The organism is Burkholderia latens (assembly GCF_902499045.1).
Taxonomy (GTDB): Bacteria; Pseudomonadota; Gammaproteobacteria; order Burkholderiales; family Burkholderiaceae; genus Burkholderia; species Burkholderia latens.
Window position 1 is genome coordinate 48832 of record NZ_CABVPL010000014.1, and the last position, 15334, is coordinate 64165.

Annotated in this window: 15 protein-coding genes; 8 read left to right on the top strand and 7 right to left on the bottom strand. The window is 68.0% G+C overall.

From position 1 onward, the window contains the following. Positions 1–22: 22 nt before the first annotated feature. The 7 genes from BSE24067_RS12625 to mpl all read right to left on the bottom strand — a co-directional run bounded on the left by BSE24067_RS12625 (position 23) and on the right by mpl (position 8291). The gene (locus tag BSE24067_RS12625; protein ID WP_151067325.1) at positions 23–427 is read right to left on the bottom strand and encodes an EF-hand domain-containing protein; all 405 of its coding nucleotides are present in this window, start codon (positions 425–427) and stop codon (positions 23–25) included. Between the two features lie 82 nt (positions 428–509). Then, positions 510–2120, bottom strand: coding sequence for a S10 family peptidase (locus BSE24067_RS12630; RefSeq protein ID WP_151067327.1), 1611 nt, complete (start codon positions 2118–2120; stop codon positions 510–512). Positions 2121–2547: 427 nt separating this feature from the next. Then, positions 2548–3285, bottom strand: a complete 738-nt coding sequence (gene mtgA / locus BSE24067_RS12635) for a monofunctional biosynthetic peptidoglycan transglycosylase (protein ID WP_151067329.1) — start codon at positions 3283–3285, stop codon at positions 2548–2550. 11 nt (positions 3286–3296) lie between these two features. Next, positions 3297–4163 carry a shikimate dehydrogenase gene (aroE, locus tag BSE24067_RS12640; RefSeq protein ID WP_151067331.1) on the bottom strand — a complete coding sequence of 289 codons (867 nt, stop codon included), beginning with the start codon at positions 4161–4163 and terminating at the stop codon, positions 3297–3299. Continuing rightward, positions 4160–6259 carry a ribonuclease catalytic domain-containing protein gene (locus tag BSE24067_RS12645; protein WP_151067333.1) on the bottom strand — a complete coding sequence of 700 codons (2100 nt, stop codon included), beginning with the start codon at positions 6257–6259 and terminating at the stop codon, positions 4160–4162. The genes aroE and BSE24067_RS12645 overlap by 4 nt, the downstream gene beginning before the upstream one ends. An 80-nt stretch (positions 6260–6339) precedes the next feature. Further along, a complete protein-coding gene (locus BSE24067_RS12650) occupies positions 6340–6909 on the bottom strand; it encodes a YqiA/YcfP family alpha/beta fold hydrolase (protein ID WP_151067335.1) in 570 nt (189 codons plus the stop codon). Further along, positions 6906–8291: a UDP-N-acetylmuramate:L-alanyl-gamma-D-glutamyl-meso-diaminopimelate ligase gene (mpl, locus tag BSE24067_RS12655; protein WP_151067337.1), complete on the bottom strand. Its 1386-nt coding sequence runs from the start codon at positions 8289–8291 to the stop codon at positions 6906–6908. Before mpl ends, BSE24067_RS12650 begins: the two co-directional genes overlap by 4 nt. 234 nt (positions 8292–8525) lie before the next feature. On the opposite strand from mpl, the gene BSE24067_RS12660 reads away from it, so the two are divergent. From BSE24067_RS12660 to tpx, 8 genes are all read left to right on the top strand, one after another. After that, positions 8526–9170 (top strand): UDP-N-acetylmuramate--alanine ligase, encoded by a 645-nt coding sequence (locus BSE24067_RS12660; RefSeq protein ID WP_151067339.1) that lies wholly within the window; start codon positions 8526–8528, stop codon positions 9168–9170. A 7-nt stretch (positions 9171–9177) separates the two neighbouring features. Beyond that, complete coding sequence (locus tag BSE24067_RS12665; RefSeq protein ID WP_174904771.1) at positions 9178–9735, top strand: TlpA family protein disulfide reductase; 558 nt, start codon at positions 9178–9180, stop codon at positions 9733–9735. Between the two features lie 194 nt (positions 9736–9929). Beyond that, positions 9930–10382, top strand: a complete 453-nt coding sequence (gene aroQ / locus BSE24067_RS12670) for a type II 3-dehydroquinate dehydratase (protein ID WP_151068176.1) — start codon at positions 9930–9932, stop codon at positions 10380–10382. Between the two features lie 64 nt (positions 10383–10446). Further along, complete coding sequence (gene accB, locus BSE24067_RS12675) at positions 10447–10923, top strand: acetyl-CoA carboxylase biotin carboxyl carrier protein (RefSeq protein ID WP_151068175.1); 477 nt, start codon at positions 10447–10449, stop codon at positions 10921–10923. A gap of 84 nt (positions 10924–11007) precedes the next feature. After that, positions 11008–12375, top strand: coding sequence for an acetyl-CoA carboxylase biotin carboxylase subunit (accC, locus tag BSE24067_RS12680; RefSeq protein ID WP_059451926.1), 1368 nt, complete (start codon positions 11008–11010; stop codon positions 12373–12375). Between the two features lie 2 nt (positions 12376–12377). After that, the gene (prmA, locus tag BSE24067_RS12685) at positions 12378–13280 is read left to right on the top strand and encodes a 50S ribosomal protein L11 methyltransferase (protein ID WP_059547866.1); all 903 of its coding nucleotides are present in this window, start codon (positions 12378–12380) and stop codon (positions 13278–13280) included. Positions 13281–13325: 45 nt separating this feature from the next. Further along, positions 13326–14699, top strand: a complete 1374-nt coding sequence (locus tag BSE24067_RS12690) for a DUF3426 domain-containing protein (RefSeq protein ID WP_151068174.1) — start codon at positions 13326–13328, stop codon at positions 14697–14699. 72 nt (positions 14700–14771) lie between these two features. Beyond that, on the top strand, positions 14772–15275 hold the full coding sequence (gene tpx / locus BSE24067_RS12695; RefSeq protein WP_151068173.1) for a thiol peroxidase: 504 nt from the start codon (positions 14772–14774) through the stop codon (positions 15273–15275). Positions 15276–15334: the final 59 nt, after the last annotated feature.

Genomic DNA, 15334 nt, shown 5'->3' on the forward strand with positions numbered 1-15334 from the left:
CCGTTATCCATGCACGCCGCGCTTACTGCCGGTTCGTGCTGCGCGCCTGCATGTAGCGCTGCACGTCGGCGAACGATACGCGGCCGCTGCCGCTCGCGTCGATTTGCCGGAAGTGGTTCGCGACGTAGCCGAGGCCGGCCGCGCGCGCCTGCGCCTCGGTGATCGAACCGGTGTTCTGCGTGTCGGCCGCGCCGAACTGCCGCGCGAGCTTGCGCACCACTTGCGCGTGCAGCGCGGCGCCGGTCGTCTGCGTGCCGGCGGTCGGCTTGCGCGCGGCCGGCGGCACGTACGGATCGCCGAGCTGCGCCTGGCGCGCGCGCGCCGGGGTGACGGCGTCGCTCGCCTGCGCGAATGCGGGCACCGATGCGGATGCTGCGATGCCGGCGCACGCAAGCGCGGCGGCAACGACGATGAAACGTTTGTTCATGTCAGGCTCCAGTCTGGAATGAGGTCGTCGACGGCCGGCGATCCGCGCCGTCACGGGCGCGTCGCCGAGCCAGTCCATCGCGTCAGTGCGCGGCCGCGTTGTAGAAGGTCACGAGGTCGGCTTTCTCCTGCGGACGCGACGTATCGTCGAGATAGACCATGTGTCCACCCTGATAGTCCTTGATCGTCAGGTTCGGTTGCGAGCCGAGCCGCGCGAGGTCGAGCTCGGTCTGGTAGAACGGCGTCGCGATGTCGTGATACCCGTTCAGCGACAACACCTTCAGCGACGGATTCAGCGTGAGCGCCGCGGCGAGATCGGGAATCGTGTCCGGCATCGCGAGGCCGTCGTGCGACCAGTCCCAGGTCTGGATCGCATCGCTGCTGACCGAATACGCGGACTGCGCGCTGTACTTCAGCACGTTCGGCAGGTAGCTGCCGATCGTGTCGGTGAACGGCTTCGTGATGAACGTGCTCGACGGGTCGCCGTCCGCCGCGAGCGGGCTCGACGACGGCACGTTCACGCGCGCGTCGTAGCGGCCGATCAGCGTGCCCGGGATCAGCGACACCTGGACGCTGTTGTCGAAGAAGGTCGGCACCACGTTGAAGTCGGCATTCCACAGCGACTGCCTGACGCCGGTCGCGTTCGACATCGTCGTGACGAGGCTCGGCGGCGGCGGCGTATGGCTCGCCAGATACGCATTCACGGCGGGCGCGTAGCTGCCGGCCGTCAGCTGGCGCATCTGGTCGGCGTACTGCGGCAGGTTCGACGGATTCGGGTTGTCGAGCTGGTAGTACGCGCCAACCGCGCCGTACGACGGCACGAACCCCGCGCAGCTGACCGGGCTCGCGCCGTTGTTGGAGTTGCCGACATAGTCGCTCGCCATGTCGCAGTTCGTGTTGTAGTTCAGGATCGACGACTGCAGCACGATCCCGGCGAGCTTCACGCCGGCCGTCTCGAGCAGGTTCGCGAGGACGTCGGTGCGCGGCGTGCCGTACGACTCGCCGAACAGGTACTTCGGCGAATCGTTGCGCTGATTCACGGCGAGGTAGCGCGTGACGAAATCGCGGAACGCGCCGGCGTCCTGGTCGACGCCCCAGAAGGTCTGGTTCGTGTTCGGCGCGATCGCTTCCGAGAAGCCGGTGCCGATCGCATCGACGAACACGAGATCGGTGGTGTCGAGCAGGCTTTCCGCGTTGTCGACGAACGGGAACGTCGACGTGTTCGCGTTCGGGTCGCCGGTCTGGATCCGCTTCGGCCCGAACGAACCCAGATGCAGCCACACAGATGCGGAGCCGGGGCCGCCGTTGTACAGGAACGTGACGGGGCGCTTGGCCGCGGGCTGGTTGTCGGCGGTATACGCGACGTAGAAGAACGACGCTTCGGGCGCGCCCGTCTGCGGATTGCGCGCGACGAGGTGGCCGGCGGTCGCCGTGTAGCGGATCGTCTTGCCGTTCAGCGTGATCTGGTGATGGGTGACGGCGGCCCTTTCGACCGCGGCGGACGCGTCGAGCGACGCGCTCGCGCTCGACGAATAGCTGTTGGGATCGTTGTACGGCCTGTCCACCTGCGCGGCGGGATCGGCTGAATTGTCGGTGCCTGCCGCGGCGGACGACGTCACGTCGTCGTTGCAGGCCGTCAGAATCAGCGAAGAGAACACAACTCCCAACAACAGCTTCGCTTTGCTCGCTGGCATCGTTGCTTTCCTTCTCTCGAATGTTTTTGTGTGTCGAGCAGCCGGGTAAGCCGCCCCCCGCCTCGATTGCGGCCGATAGGCCGAGGCGCCGGCCAATATACGCGAGCGAATCGGCTTTGAAAAATTTGGAAATATTTGAGCGGAAATCGGTGCGGCGCACACCTTTCACGAATGCTTCGATTCGCGAACCGTTGCGTTTCACGCGCCTTTCAGCGACGTGCGCGCTGAGCTGACGACGCTGAATCAACGCGGATTTCGCGCCATGTCGGTGAACAAAAGCGCGTGCCTGCGGGTATTGGTCAGCAAACCGAAATAGACGATTTCGTCTAATGGATGACGCCCGACACACGGGCGGCGCGCATCCGCTGCGGTGCAGCATCGACGCCCGGATGACGGAACCGACACTGCGGCGCCGCGAACGCGCGACTCACTGCGATTGCGGCAGCTCGGCCGCGCCCATCCGGCGCGCGATCACGGCCGCGCGCTGGGCCTGGTACGCGGAACCGCGGTGCGCGTCGAACCAGCGCGGCTTCGGCAGCATTACCGCGAGGCGGGCCGACTGCCACGCGCCGAGCCGGCTAGCGGGAATCTTGTAGTAATAGCGCGCGGCCGCTTCGGCGCCGTACACGCCGCGCCCCCATTCGACCGAATTCAGGTAGATCTCGAAAATGCGCTCCTTGTCGAGCACCGTCTCGAGCATCCACGTGATGATCAGTTCCTGCCCCTTGCGGATGTAACTCTTCTCGCGCGACAGGAACAGGTTGCGCGCGAGCTGCTGCGTGATCGTCGAACCGCCGGCGACGATCCGGCCGCGCGCCTTGTTCTTCTCCCACGCCTGCAGGATCGCGTCGACGTCGTAGCCGTTGTTGGTCGCGAACGTGGCATCCTCCGACGCGATCAGCGCGCGCTTCAGGTTGCGCGAGATCTGGTCGTACGGCACCCATTGGTGCTGGATCTGCGCGGGCGGCTTGTCGCGCGACAACCACCATGCGTCGGTGCGCATGAACGCGGTCGAGCCGGGATTGATGAACGACCACGCCGCGATCTGCACGAGATAGAACAGCTGCGTCGCGAGCCACGCGCCCGCGAACACCGACGCCGCGTAGACGAGCCAGCGGGTCAGGCCTACCGTGCGCGTGCGCTGCGCACCGCTCACCGCCGCCACCTTCGCGCTCCTCAGGCCGCCGCGAGCGCGTGGCGCAGCGCGGCCAGCACCGGCGCGCCGTCCGGCCGCACACCGCGCCAGATGAAGAACGATTCGGCCGCCTGCTCGACCAGCATCCCGAGCCCGTCGGCCGTGCGTGCGCCGAGCGACGCCGCATGCTGCATGAACACGGTCGGCTGTGCGCCGTACATCATGTCGTACGCGAGCGTGCCGGCGCCGAACGCGGCCGCGTCGCACGCCGGCAGCGCCGCGTCGAGGCTGCCGGCCGTCGCGTTGACGATCACGTCGTACGGCTGCGGCCGCACGGCATCCGGGCCGCCGCCCGCCAGCACGCAGCCCGCGTCGTGCGCGGCCTGCGTGAACTGGCCGACGAGCGCTTCGGCCTTGCTCGCGGTGCGGTTCACGATCGTGATCGACAGCGGGGCGCGCTCGAGCATCGGCAGCACGACGCCGCGCGCCGCGCCACCCGCGCCGAGCAGCAAGATGCGCGCGCCAGCGAGCGACACGCCGAGATTCAGTTCGATGTCGCGCACGAGGCCGACGCCGTCGGTATTGTCGCCGTGGATCCGGCCGTCCGCGTCGATCCGCAGCGTGTTCACCGCGCCTGCCGCCGCCGCGCGCGGCGACAGCGTATCGGCGAGCGCATGCGCGTCGAGCTTGAACGGCACCGTCACGTTCGCGCCGCGGCCGCCTTCGGCAACGAACGCGCGCACGGCGGCCTCGAAGCCGTCGACCGGCGCGAGCCGGTGTTCGTAGACGATCGCCTCGCCCGTCTGCGCGGCGAACTGCGCGTGGATGAACGGCGACTTGCTGTGCGCCACCGGATTGCCGAACACCACGTAGCGGTCGGCGCCGCTCGTCGACGCGGCTGCGTTCATGATGCGCGCTCCTCGCCGCCCGCCGTGCCTTCCCGGCCGTTGCCGTTCGCGGCATCGCCGGCTTCGTCCGCCGCGTCGCCCGATTCGGCCAGCGCTTCGGCCTCGCTTTGCGCCGATGCGTCTTCCGCATCGACCAGCGTGTCGTCGCCGCCTTCGTTGTCGTCTTCGTCGTCGGCCGCGTCGCCGCTCGTCACGGTCGGCGCGTCGAGCACGTTCAAGAGCCGCACCGACGCCTCGATCGTCAGCTCGTCGAGCGACATCACTTCGAGCAGCACGCGCGTGCCGCGCGCATGCACGCCGAGCCCAGGCACGTGCAGCAGCAGCGGAATTTCCTCGAGACGCACGAGATCGCCCTTCACGACGCTCGCGACGACCTGCTTCTTCTGCTCCTGCGCGAGCCAGCGCAGGCACCAGAAGTACTCCATCCGGCGCTGGTAGTCGGCGTACGCGGTATAGGTGTCGTCGAAGCCCTGCACGACCGCGTAGAGATCGGCGTCCTTCGGCTTGAACGGCGCGGCGAGCTTCGCGGTGACGCCGTGCTGCACGCACGCGAGCAACTGCCACTGGTTCACGAGATCGACGTAGCGGCGCAGCGGCGACGTGCTCCACGCGTACTGCGCGACGCCGAGGCCTTCGTGCGGCGCGGCCGTCGTCTGCATCCGCGTGCGCTTCGGGCCCGGCGCGCCGAAGCCGCGCTGAGAGCGATAGATGCCCGGTACCGTGTGGTCGTGCAGGAACGCGCCCCACGTCGAGTTCGCGAGGATCGCCAGCTCCGACACGATCAGGTCGAGCGGCGAGCCGCGGCGGCGCGGCGTGATCGTCACGTGCTCGCCTTCGACGTAGAAGTTGTAGTCGGTGTTGCGCTGCACCTCGCGCTTCAGGCCGTAGCCCGCGCGCGCGACCTGGCGCTTCTCGAACAGCGCCTGCGCGAGCGGCCACAGCACGGCGATGTCGTCCTTGTGCGGGTAGTCGCCGGTGCCGGCCGCGAGCGTCTCTTCGGTGACGAGCTCGTCGAGCGTGTTGTGGCGCAGGTTGCTCTTCACGTACACGAGTTCCGCGCGCGTCTCGTTCGCGACGATGTCCTGCGTGTCGCGGTTCACGATGATGTACAGCGACAGCGCCGGGCGATAGTCGCCCTCTTTCAGCGTGAACACGTCGACGACATCGTCCGGCAGCATCGTGATCTTGTCGCCCGGCATGTACACCGTCGACAGGCGCGCGCGCGCGATCGCATCGACCGGATCGCCGCGCACGATGCCGAGCGCCGGCGCCGCGATGTGCACACCGATCCGCACGCGGCCGTCGGCCAGGTGCTCGACCGAGAACGCGTCGTCGATTTCGGTCGTCGTGATGTCGTCGATCGAGAACGCGGCGACGTCCGCGCGCGGCAGGTCGTCCGGCAGCGGGCCGACCGTGACCGGCGGAAAGCCGGTGCCGTGCGGGAAGAATTCCGCGAGGAAGCGCGCCTCGTGCAGCGCCCGCGCCGATTCGATCCCGCCGCAGTCGAGCATCAGCCGCGCCGGCGATACGCCGCGCGCACCGGCCGCCGCCTCGAGCGCCTTGAACTCGATCGAATTCTTGTCCGGCCGCGTCAGCAGCGCGAGCACCTTGCCCGCGAACGCCTCCGGCAGCTTGCCGGCCTTCAGCTCGTCTTCGTACTGCGCCTGCACGAGCGCCTGCTGGCGCTTGCGCTCGAGCGACGCCAGCGCCATCTTCAGCTGCTCTTCCGGCGCGCGCTGATACTGGCCGCGCCCCTTGCGGCGGAAGTAGACGGGCGAGCCGTGCAGCCGCAGCACCAGCGCCGCGCGCTCGACCGGGCCGTAGCTCGCGCCGAAGTACTCGGCGGCCAGCGCGGTATACGCGAATTCCTCGGCCGGTGCGCATTCCCACAGGAAATCGAGGTCGATCTGCTGCGCGGCCGAATCGGCTTCCTGCATCAGTTCGCTTGCCGCCGGCTTGTCGAATTCGATCAGCACGTCCTTTGCGCGAACCTTGGCCCGCCGCCCGCCGGGCAACTCGACCTGAAACGCGTCGCCCTGGCGCGACAGCACGCTGCCCGCCTTGAAACTGCCCGATTCCTCGAAGAAAACGTTCACTCAGTACTCTCGTTCAGACTGCCGGACGCCGCGTCGGCGGCGCCGCATGATGATGGAATTCGATCGGCATGACGCCGGGTTCATGACGTTCTGTTGTCGCAAAAGGCGAGAACGTCGTCGACATAGTCGGCAAATTCGCTGATTCCGTGATCGCTGCCGTCGATCACGCGCGTCTTCGCGCCCGGGTAATGGGCGAGCATCTCGCGGTAGTCGAGCACTTCGTCGCCGGTCGCCGCGAACAGATAGTAGCGTTCGGGCCGCGAAATCGCCGGCACGCGCAGCGCGTCGAGCTCCTGCAGGTGACGGCGCTCGACGACGATCGACCCGCCGCCGTGCCACAGCGGCTGTTCGCCAAGATATTGCTCGAGATCGCGCTGCGGCACGATCGCCGGATTCAGCAGCACGGCCTTCCAGCCGTGCTTTTCGGCCAGCCACGTCGCGTAGTAGCCGCCGAGCGAGCTGCCGATCACCGTCACGTCGCGCGCGCCGGCCACCTCGGCTTCCGCGATGGCGATCGCGTCGAGCGGCGACACCGACAGCGACGGGCAGCGCCACTCGTGCGTGCGGCCGCGCTCGGCCATCCGCGCGGCGAGCAGCCGCGACTTCTGCGACTCCGGCGACGATCGGAACCCGTGCAGGTACAGGATCACGCGCGGCTCCCGAGCGCGTCGAGCAGCTTCTGGTGCACGCCGCCGAAACCGCCGTTGCTCATCACGAGCACGTGATCGCCGGGACGCGCGGCGTCGACCACCGATTTCACGAGCAGATGGAGATCGTCGAACGCGCGCGCCTTGTCGCCGAGCGGCGCGAGTGCGTCGCCGAGATTCCAGCCGAGCGCGTCGCGCCCGGTCGGCGCGCCGTAGCCGAACACGAGATCGGCGTCGGCGAGACTTGCCGGCAGTTGCGCCTTCATCACGCCGAGCTTCATCGTGTTCGAGCGCGGCTCGAGCACCGCGAGAATGCGGGTGTTTTGCCGGCCGATGCGCGCGCGAAGGCCGGCGATCGTAGTTTCGATCGCGGTCGGGTGGTGCGCGAAGTCGTCGTAGACGGTCACGCCGTCGACGCTGCCGCGCACTTCCATCCGGCGCTTCACGTTGCGGAACGACGCGAGCGATTCGGCGGCCTGCGCGGGCGGCACGCCGACGTGGCGCGCGGCGGCGATCGCCGCGAGCGCGTTCATCCGGTTGTGGTCGCCCTGCACTTGCCACGCGACTTCACCGACGCGCTCGGCCTGCGAATACACCGCGAAGCGCTCGTCGACCGGCACGCCGTCCTCGGCCGGCAGCGCCTGCCAGCCGCCGTCGACGCCGAAACGCTCGACCTCGCTCCAGCAACCGCGCGCGAGCACGCGCTCGAGCGCATCGGAACGGCCGTTCGAGACGATCCGCCCGACGCCCGGAACGGTGCGCACCAGATGATGGAATTGCGTTTCGATCGCAGCGAGATCCGGGAAGATGTCCGCGTGATCGAATTCGAGATTGTTGAGCACCGCGGTGCGCGGCCGGTAGTGGACGAACTTCGAGCGCTTGTCGAAGAACGCCGTGTCGTATTCGTCGGCCTCGATCACGAAGAAGCTCGAATCGGTCAGCCGCGCCGATACGCCAAAGTTCAGCGGCACGCCGCCGATCAGGAAGCCGGGGTTCAGGCCGGCGTCTTCCAGCAGCCACGCGAGCATCGACGACGTGGTCGTCTTGCCGTGCGTACCCGCGACCGCGAGCACCCACTTGCCGGCGAGCACGTGCTCGCCGAGCCATTGCGGGCCGGACACATACGGCAGGCCGCGGTCGAGGATCGCCTCCATCAGCGGGTTGCCGCGCGTGACGACGTTGCCGATCACGAACAGGTCGGGCTTCAGGTCGATCTGCTCGGCGCCGTAGCCCTCGATCAGCGTGATGCCTTGCGCCTCGAGCTGCGTGCTCATCGGCGGATAGACGCCCGCGTCGCAACCCGTCACCGTGTGGCCCGCCTCGCGCGCGAGCACGGCGAGACCGCCCATGAAGGTGCCGCAGATGCCAAGAATGTGGATGTGCATAGATGAATGCTTTCGCGCCGCCGGGCGCCGTCGATTCGGAAAGGAAGGTCAGCGGCACGCCGGACGGGCCGCCCGGCCAACGACTTTCGCCGCGACACAAAGACCGTCATTGTAACTGACGGCCCGCCGTGCCCGGCGGGCCGAACGACGGGTCCGGATGCCGCGCGGCGCGGCGGGCGGCACACGGGCGCCGCGCATTCCGGCGCGGCGGCGATCGAGTATGATTGCCGGATCATGTCTCGCAAACCCCTTGTCGACCCGCGGCGCGCCCGCGAGGAAATCGCCCAGTCCGCCGCACGCCTGATCGCGGAGGACGGCCTCGATTACGCCAGCGCGAAGCGCAAGGCCGCACGTCAGCTGCTCGGCGATTCGCGCGTTGCCGGCGAATGGCTGCCGGATAACGACCTGATCGAGGAAGAACTGCGCGAATACCTCGCGCTGTTCCAGAGCGACACGCAGCCGGACGAGCTGCGCCGCCTGCGCGCGATCGCGCTCGACTGGATGCGCCGGCTCGCCGAGTTCAATCCTTATGTGACCGGCGCGGTGCTGAACGGCACCGCGAACGCGCATTCGGACATCCATTTGCAGATATTCACCGACAACCCGAAGGACGTCGCGATCTACCTGCTGAACCAGAACGTCCAGTACGACGTGTCCGAGACGCGGCATTTCGCGGGTCGCGCCGACGTCGAGACGCTCAGCTTCCTGTGGCGCCCGCGGCGCGACGTGGACGCAATCGGCATTCACGTCGCGCTGTACGCGAGCGACGATCTGCGCGGCGCGGTCAAGGCCGACGCGCGCGGCCGGGTCGCCCGCGCGGACACCGCCGCATTGCGCGCGCTGATCGAAACCGGCGACGCGCCTTCCGAACCGGAATGATTCAACGATGACGATGAAACGCATGTTGGCGGTCGCGGTGGTCGCGGCCGCCGCCGCCGTCGCCGGCGGGCTCGCCGCCGGCCACTGGTTCCGCGGCGGCAGCGCCGACGACGGCGTCGCGGTTGCGGCGCCCGCCGCGCACGGCAGCCCGGTCGAGCAGCTGTGGGCCGCTTCGCTCACGGGCGTCGACGGCAAGCCGGCATCGCTCGCCGCCTTCAAGGGTCAGAAGGTGGTGGTCAACTTCTGGGCATCGTGGTGCGGCCCGTGCGTCGAGGAGATGCCGGAGCTCGTCGCGCTGTCGCATCAATATAGGCAAAAGGGCATCCGCTTCATCGGGATCGGCGTCGATTCCAACCAGAACGTGAAGAACTTCCTGCAGAAAGTGAAAGTCGACTACCCGGTGTTCGTCAGCGGTTATGCGGGCGCAGATCTGGCCCGTAATTTCGGAAACACGGCCGGCGCGCTGCCGTTTACGGTCGTAATCGACGAAACCGGCAAGATTCGCGAGACAAAATTGGGCCAAATCCAGCCGGCCGAGCTGAAAAAGACGCTCGACGCGTTGTGATCGCCCCGAACGGCAGCCCGCACGTTGGCGGGGATTTGTGCGTCGATCGCCGCAATTTCGCGTGAATTCGCCGATACTTTCGATCAGCACCGGTAATTCTTGCAGGTCGCGCGCGACTGGCCGTTCGGCAAAACTAGACAAATTTCTCTAAATAGCGCTAAAGTTCGCGCAATTCCGCAGAAATAGAAGCGACCATGACACGATTGCTGGTGCTGCACGGCCCCAACCTGAACCTTCTCGGCACCCGGGAACCGGAGGTGTACGGCCGCGTCACGCTCGCGCAGATCGATCAGGCGCTTGCCGCGCGGGCGCAGGAAGCCGGTGCCGAACTGTCGTCGTTCCAGAGCAACCATGAAGGCGCGCTGGTCGACCGCATCCAGGCCGCGCGTGACGAACAGACCGATTTCATCCTGATCAATCCCGCCGCGTATACGCATACGAGCGTCGCGATCCGGGACGCGATCGCCGGTGTTGGCATCCCGTTCGTCGAGGTTCATCTGTCGAACGTGCACCGGCGCGAAGCGTTCAGGCACCACTCCTACTTTTCCGACCAGGCCGAAGGCGTGATCTGCGGGCTCGGCTGGAAAGGCTATCTGTACGCGCTCGAGTACGCGCTGGACAAGCTGCAAGGCGCGTCGCGCGGCTGATTTCGCGATCTAGATTCAGCGCCGGTGCCACCGGCGCTTTCACGTATTGAAAGGGGAATTCCCGATGGATCTTCGTAAGCTGAAAACTCTGATCGACCTCGTCTCCGAATCCGGCATCTCCGAGCTGGAAGTGACGGAAGGCGAAGGCAAGGTGCGTATCGTCAAGAACGCGCCGCCGGTCTATGTCCAGCCGACGGGCGGATTTGCCCCGCAGGTCAGCGCCCCGGCTCCGTCGGTCGCGCTGCCGGCCGAAGGCGCGGCTGTCGCGCCGGCCGCAGGCGCCGCTGCCGCGCCCGCCGCGCCGCAAGGCCACGTCGTGACGTCGCCGATGGTCGGCACGTTCTACCGCGCGCCGTCTCCGGGCGCGGACCCGTTCGTTCAGGTCGGCGATTCGGTCAAGGAAGGCCAGACGATCTGCATCATCGAAGCGATGAAGCTGCTCAACGAGATCGAGTCGGACAAGGCCGGCGTGATCAAGGAAATCCTCGTCGAGAACGGCCAGGCCGTCGAATACGGCCAGCCGCTTTTCGTGATCGGCTAAGTCCGCCGCGCGGCCCTTGGGCCGCGCGCCGCCGATGCTCGCCAGGCGCCGTTCGCGCGCCCCTCGAAGAGACGAATACTCGCTATGTTTGAAAAAATCCTCATTGCCAACCGCGGTGAAATCGCGCTGCGCATCCAGCGTGCGTGCCGCGAACTGGGCGTCAAGACGGTGGTCGTCTACTCGGAAGCCGACAAGGAAGCCAAGTACGTGCGCCTCGCGGACGAAGCCGTCTGTATCGGCCCGGCCCCGTCGAACCTGAGCTACCTGAACATGCCGGCGCTGATCAGCGCCGCGGAAGTGACCGATGCCGAGGCGATCCACCCCGGCTACGGCTTCCTGTCGGAGAACGCCGATTTCGCGGAGCGCGTCGAGCAGTCGGGCTTCACGTTCATCGGCCCGCGTCCGGAAACGATTCGCCTGATGGGCGACAAAGTCACCGCGAAGCAGACGATGATCAAGACCGGCGTGCCGTGCGTGCCGGGCTCGGAAGGCGCGTTGCCGGACGATCCGAAGGAGATCGTGAAGATTGCGCGCGCGATCGGCTATCCGGTCATCATCAAGGCCGCGGGCGGCGGCGGCGGGCGCGGGATGCGCGTCGTGCACACCGAGGCCGCGCTCGTCAACGCGGTCAACATGACCCGCGAGGAAGCCGGCCGCGCGTTCGGCAACCCGCAGGTGTACATGGAGAAGTTCCTGGAGAACCCGCGCCACATCGAAATCCAGGTGCTGTCGGATGCGCACAAGAATGCGATCTGGCTCGGCGAGCGCGATTGCTCGATGCAGCGCCGCCACCAGAAGGTGATCGAGGAAGCGCCGGCGCCCGGCATTCCGCGCCGGCTGATCGAGCGCATCGGCGACCGCTGCGCGGACGCGTGCAAGAAGATGGGCTACCTCGGCGCGGGCACGTTCGAATTCCTGTACGAGAACAACGAGTTCTACTTCATCGAAATGAACACGCGCGTGCAGGTCGAGCACCCGGTGTCGGAGATGATCACGGGCGTCGACATCGTGCAGGAACAGATCCGCATCGCGGCCGGCGAGAAGCTCACGCTGCGCCAGCGCGACATCCAGTTCCGCGGACATGCGATCGAATGCCGGATCAACGCTGAAGATCCGTTCAAGTTCACGCCGTCGCCGGGCCGGATCACGTCGTGGCATACGCCGGGCGGCCCCGGCGTGCGCGTCGACTCGCATGCATACAATGGCTATTTCGTGCCGCCGAACTATGATTCGATGATCGGCAAGCTGATCACCTACGGCGCGACGCGCGACCAGGCGATCCGCCGGATGCGCATCGCGCTGTCGGAAATGGTCGTCGAAGGCATCCAGACCAACATCCCGCTGCACCGCGAGCTGATGATCGACTCGAAGTTCGTCGAAGGCGGCACGAGCATCCACTACCTCGAACACCGGCTCGCCCAGAAGCAGCAGGTCGCACCGGAAGAAGCGTAAGCATGAGCTATCGCGAACTCGTCGTCGAACTGGCCCGTGAGCATGCGGAGGCGCTGTCCGACGCGCTGCTCGATCTCGGCGCGCTGTCGGTGTCGGTCGAAGACGCCGATGCCGACACGCCCGACGAACAGCCGCTCTTCGGCGAGCCCGGCCTCGTTCCTGAACGCACCGCGTGGCAGCACTCGCGCGTGATCGCGCTGCTGTCGCCCGATCACGAGCCGGCCGTGCTGCTCGCGGCCGCGGCGAACGAGATCGGCATCGCCGATACGCCGAAGTTCGACGTCCGCGAAGTCGAGGAACAGGACTGGGTACGGCTCACGCAGTCGCAGTTCGAGCCGATTCCGATCGGCGAACGGATCTGGGTCGTGCCGTCGTGGCACGATGCGCCCGACCCCGACGCGCTGATCCTCGAGCTCGACCCGGGCCTCGCGTTCGGCACCGGCAGCCACCCGACCACGCGCCTGTGCATGGAGTGGCTCGAGCAGTCGGTGAAGCCCGGCCAGTCGGTGCTCGACTACGGCTGCGGCTCGGGGATTCTCGCGATCCTCGCGCGCAAATGCGGGGCGAACCCCGTGGTCGGCATCGACATCGATCCGCAGGCGGTCGAATCGGCGCGGCAGAACAGCGAACGCAATCACGCGGAAGTCACGTACGGTCTGCCCGACGCATGCCCGGCTGGCGAGTTCGACATCGTGGTCGCGAACATCCTGTCGAATCCGCTGAAGCTGATGGCGTCGATGCTCGCGTCGAAGGTGAAACCGGGCGGGCGCATCGCGCTGTCGGGCGTGCTCGCGCGCCAGGCGGACGAAGTCGCGGCCGTCTATGCGCGCTACGTCGACATCTCGGTCTGGCGCGAACACGAAGGTTGGGTGTGCCTCGCCGGAACCCGGCGCGAAAGCCATTAGAATAGCGCTGTCCTTCACTCTGGCCAGCAGGCCGCCCGGCTCGACATGCTTCTTGCGACGCGCTGCCCTCATTGCGAAACCGTCTTCCGGCTGCAGCAGGAGCAGCTGTCGCTGCATGACGGGCTCGTGCGCTGCGGACACTGCCAGCAGGTCTTCAACGCATCGCAATCGCTCGTGCCCGAACCGGCGCGGCAGCCCGAGCCGGCGCTGACCGGCACGGCAGCCGCCGAGCCGCCGCACGACGCCGCGCCGCCGCGACTCTTCACCACCGACGCGCCGGCCGAGCCGGCGCCCGGCACGGACTACAAGCCCGACGGCTGGGACATGTGGGCGCCGTGGCTCGACGCCGGCGTCGATCCGTCCCTGCAGCACACCGTGCAGACGTTGCGCACCGAGCCGCTGATACCGGTCGCGCTGCCGTCGACGGACGGCGGCGTCGTTCACCTGTCCGGCACGCCCGCGCCGATCGCGTCCGGCCCGGCGGAACTGCATGCCGACACTGCGCGATCAGCCGAACCGGATGCCGCGGAGCACGACATCGACGAACCGCTCACGCCGCCGGCCGAAGCCGACCCGCGCGAACCGCGCTTCGTCGCGCCCCCGCCGTCTGCTGAACGAACCGCGGCGGAACCCGCCGAACCGGTTGGCAATGCGCGGTTCGCCGTGCCCGACGACGACCACGCGCCGCGCGAACCGCGCTTCGCATTCCGGCCGGTGCAAGCCGAGCCCGAAGCCGAAGCCAAAGCTCAACCCGAAGCCGCACCCGACCCGCACGCCGGCGAACGCGCCACCACACCGGCTGCGGCCGCCAGCCAACCGGACGCGCGACCCGCCATCCCGCCGGCCGTCCAACCGGCGGCCCCCTTCCCTGCCGCACTGACCGACGACGACCGCCCGCCCTTCGCCGTCACGCGTGAGACGCGCGCGCCGCAGCGACGCGGGATGCTGGGCGGCTTTTTCGGCGGGCTGGTCGCCGCGGCGCTCGCGGTGCTGCTGGTCGCGCAGCTCGCGTGGTGGCAGCGCGAACCCGTGATGATCTACTGGCCCGCCGCGCAGAGCTGGTTCCGGCAGGCGTGCGCGCCGCTCGGCTGCAACGTGACGCCGCCGCGCGCGATCGATGGCCTGCGGCTCGACGCGACCGACCTGCGCCAGGTCGACGGCCCGCGCGTGCTGGAGCTGAAGGTGCCGCTGACGAACCGGTACCGCGTCGCGCTCGCGTATCCGTCGCTCGAGCTGACGCTGCTCGACGACACGAATCACGTGACCGTGCGCCGCGTGCTCGCGCCGCGCGACTACGTGCGCCCGGGCACGCCGATCGACGCCGGGCTGCCGCCCGGCACGACGCAGACGATGGTCGTGCGTCTCGACACGAACGGCGCGCCTGCGTCGAATTTCCGCGTCCAGATCTTCTATCCGTGACGCCCCGCGGCGCGCGCGTGCGCGCCGTCTCAACCCGCGCGCCGCAGCGGCGCGCTATTTCGGAGCACGAACATGAGCAAAGTTACGCTGGGTGGCAACCCGATCGATCTCGCCGGCACGTTCCCGGCCGTCGGCTCGCAAGCGCCCGACTTCAAGCTGGTCGGCAAGGATCTCGCCGATCTGACGCTCGCCAGCTTCGCCGGCAAGCGCAAGGTGCTGAACATCGTCCCGAGCCTCGACACGCCGACCTGCGCGACGTCGACCCGCAAGTTCAACGAAGCCGCGTCGTCGCTCGACAACACCGTCGTGATCGTCGTGTCCGCCGACCTGCCGTTCGCCGCCACGCGCTTCTGCACGACCGAAGGCCTCGCGAACGTCGTGACGGCCTCGACGTTCCGCGGCGGCCGCGCGTTCGCGAACGCGTACGGCGTCGACGTGACGAGCGGCCCGCTGAACGGCCTGACGGCCCGCGCGGTCGTCGTGCTCGACGCGCAGGACAAGGTGATCCATGCGCAACTCGTCAGCGAGATCAAGGACGAGCCGAACTACGACGCCGCGCTCGCCGCACTGAAGTAACCCGCTGCCGCCCAGCCGTGCCGCGCGGGGCCCGACGGGCCCGCGCGCCGGCCGGGCGG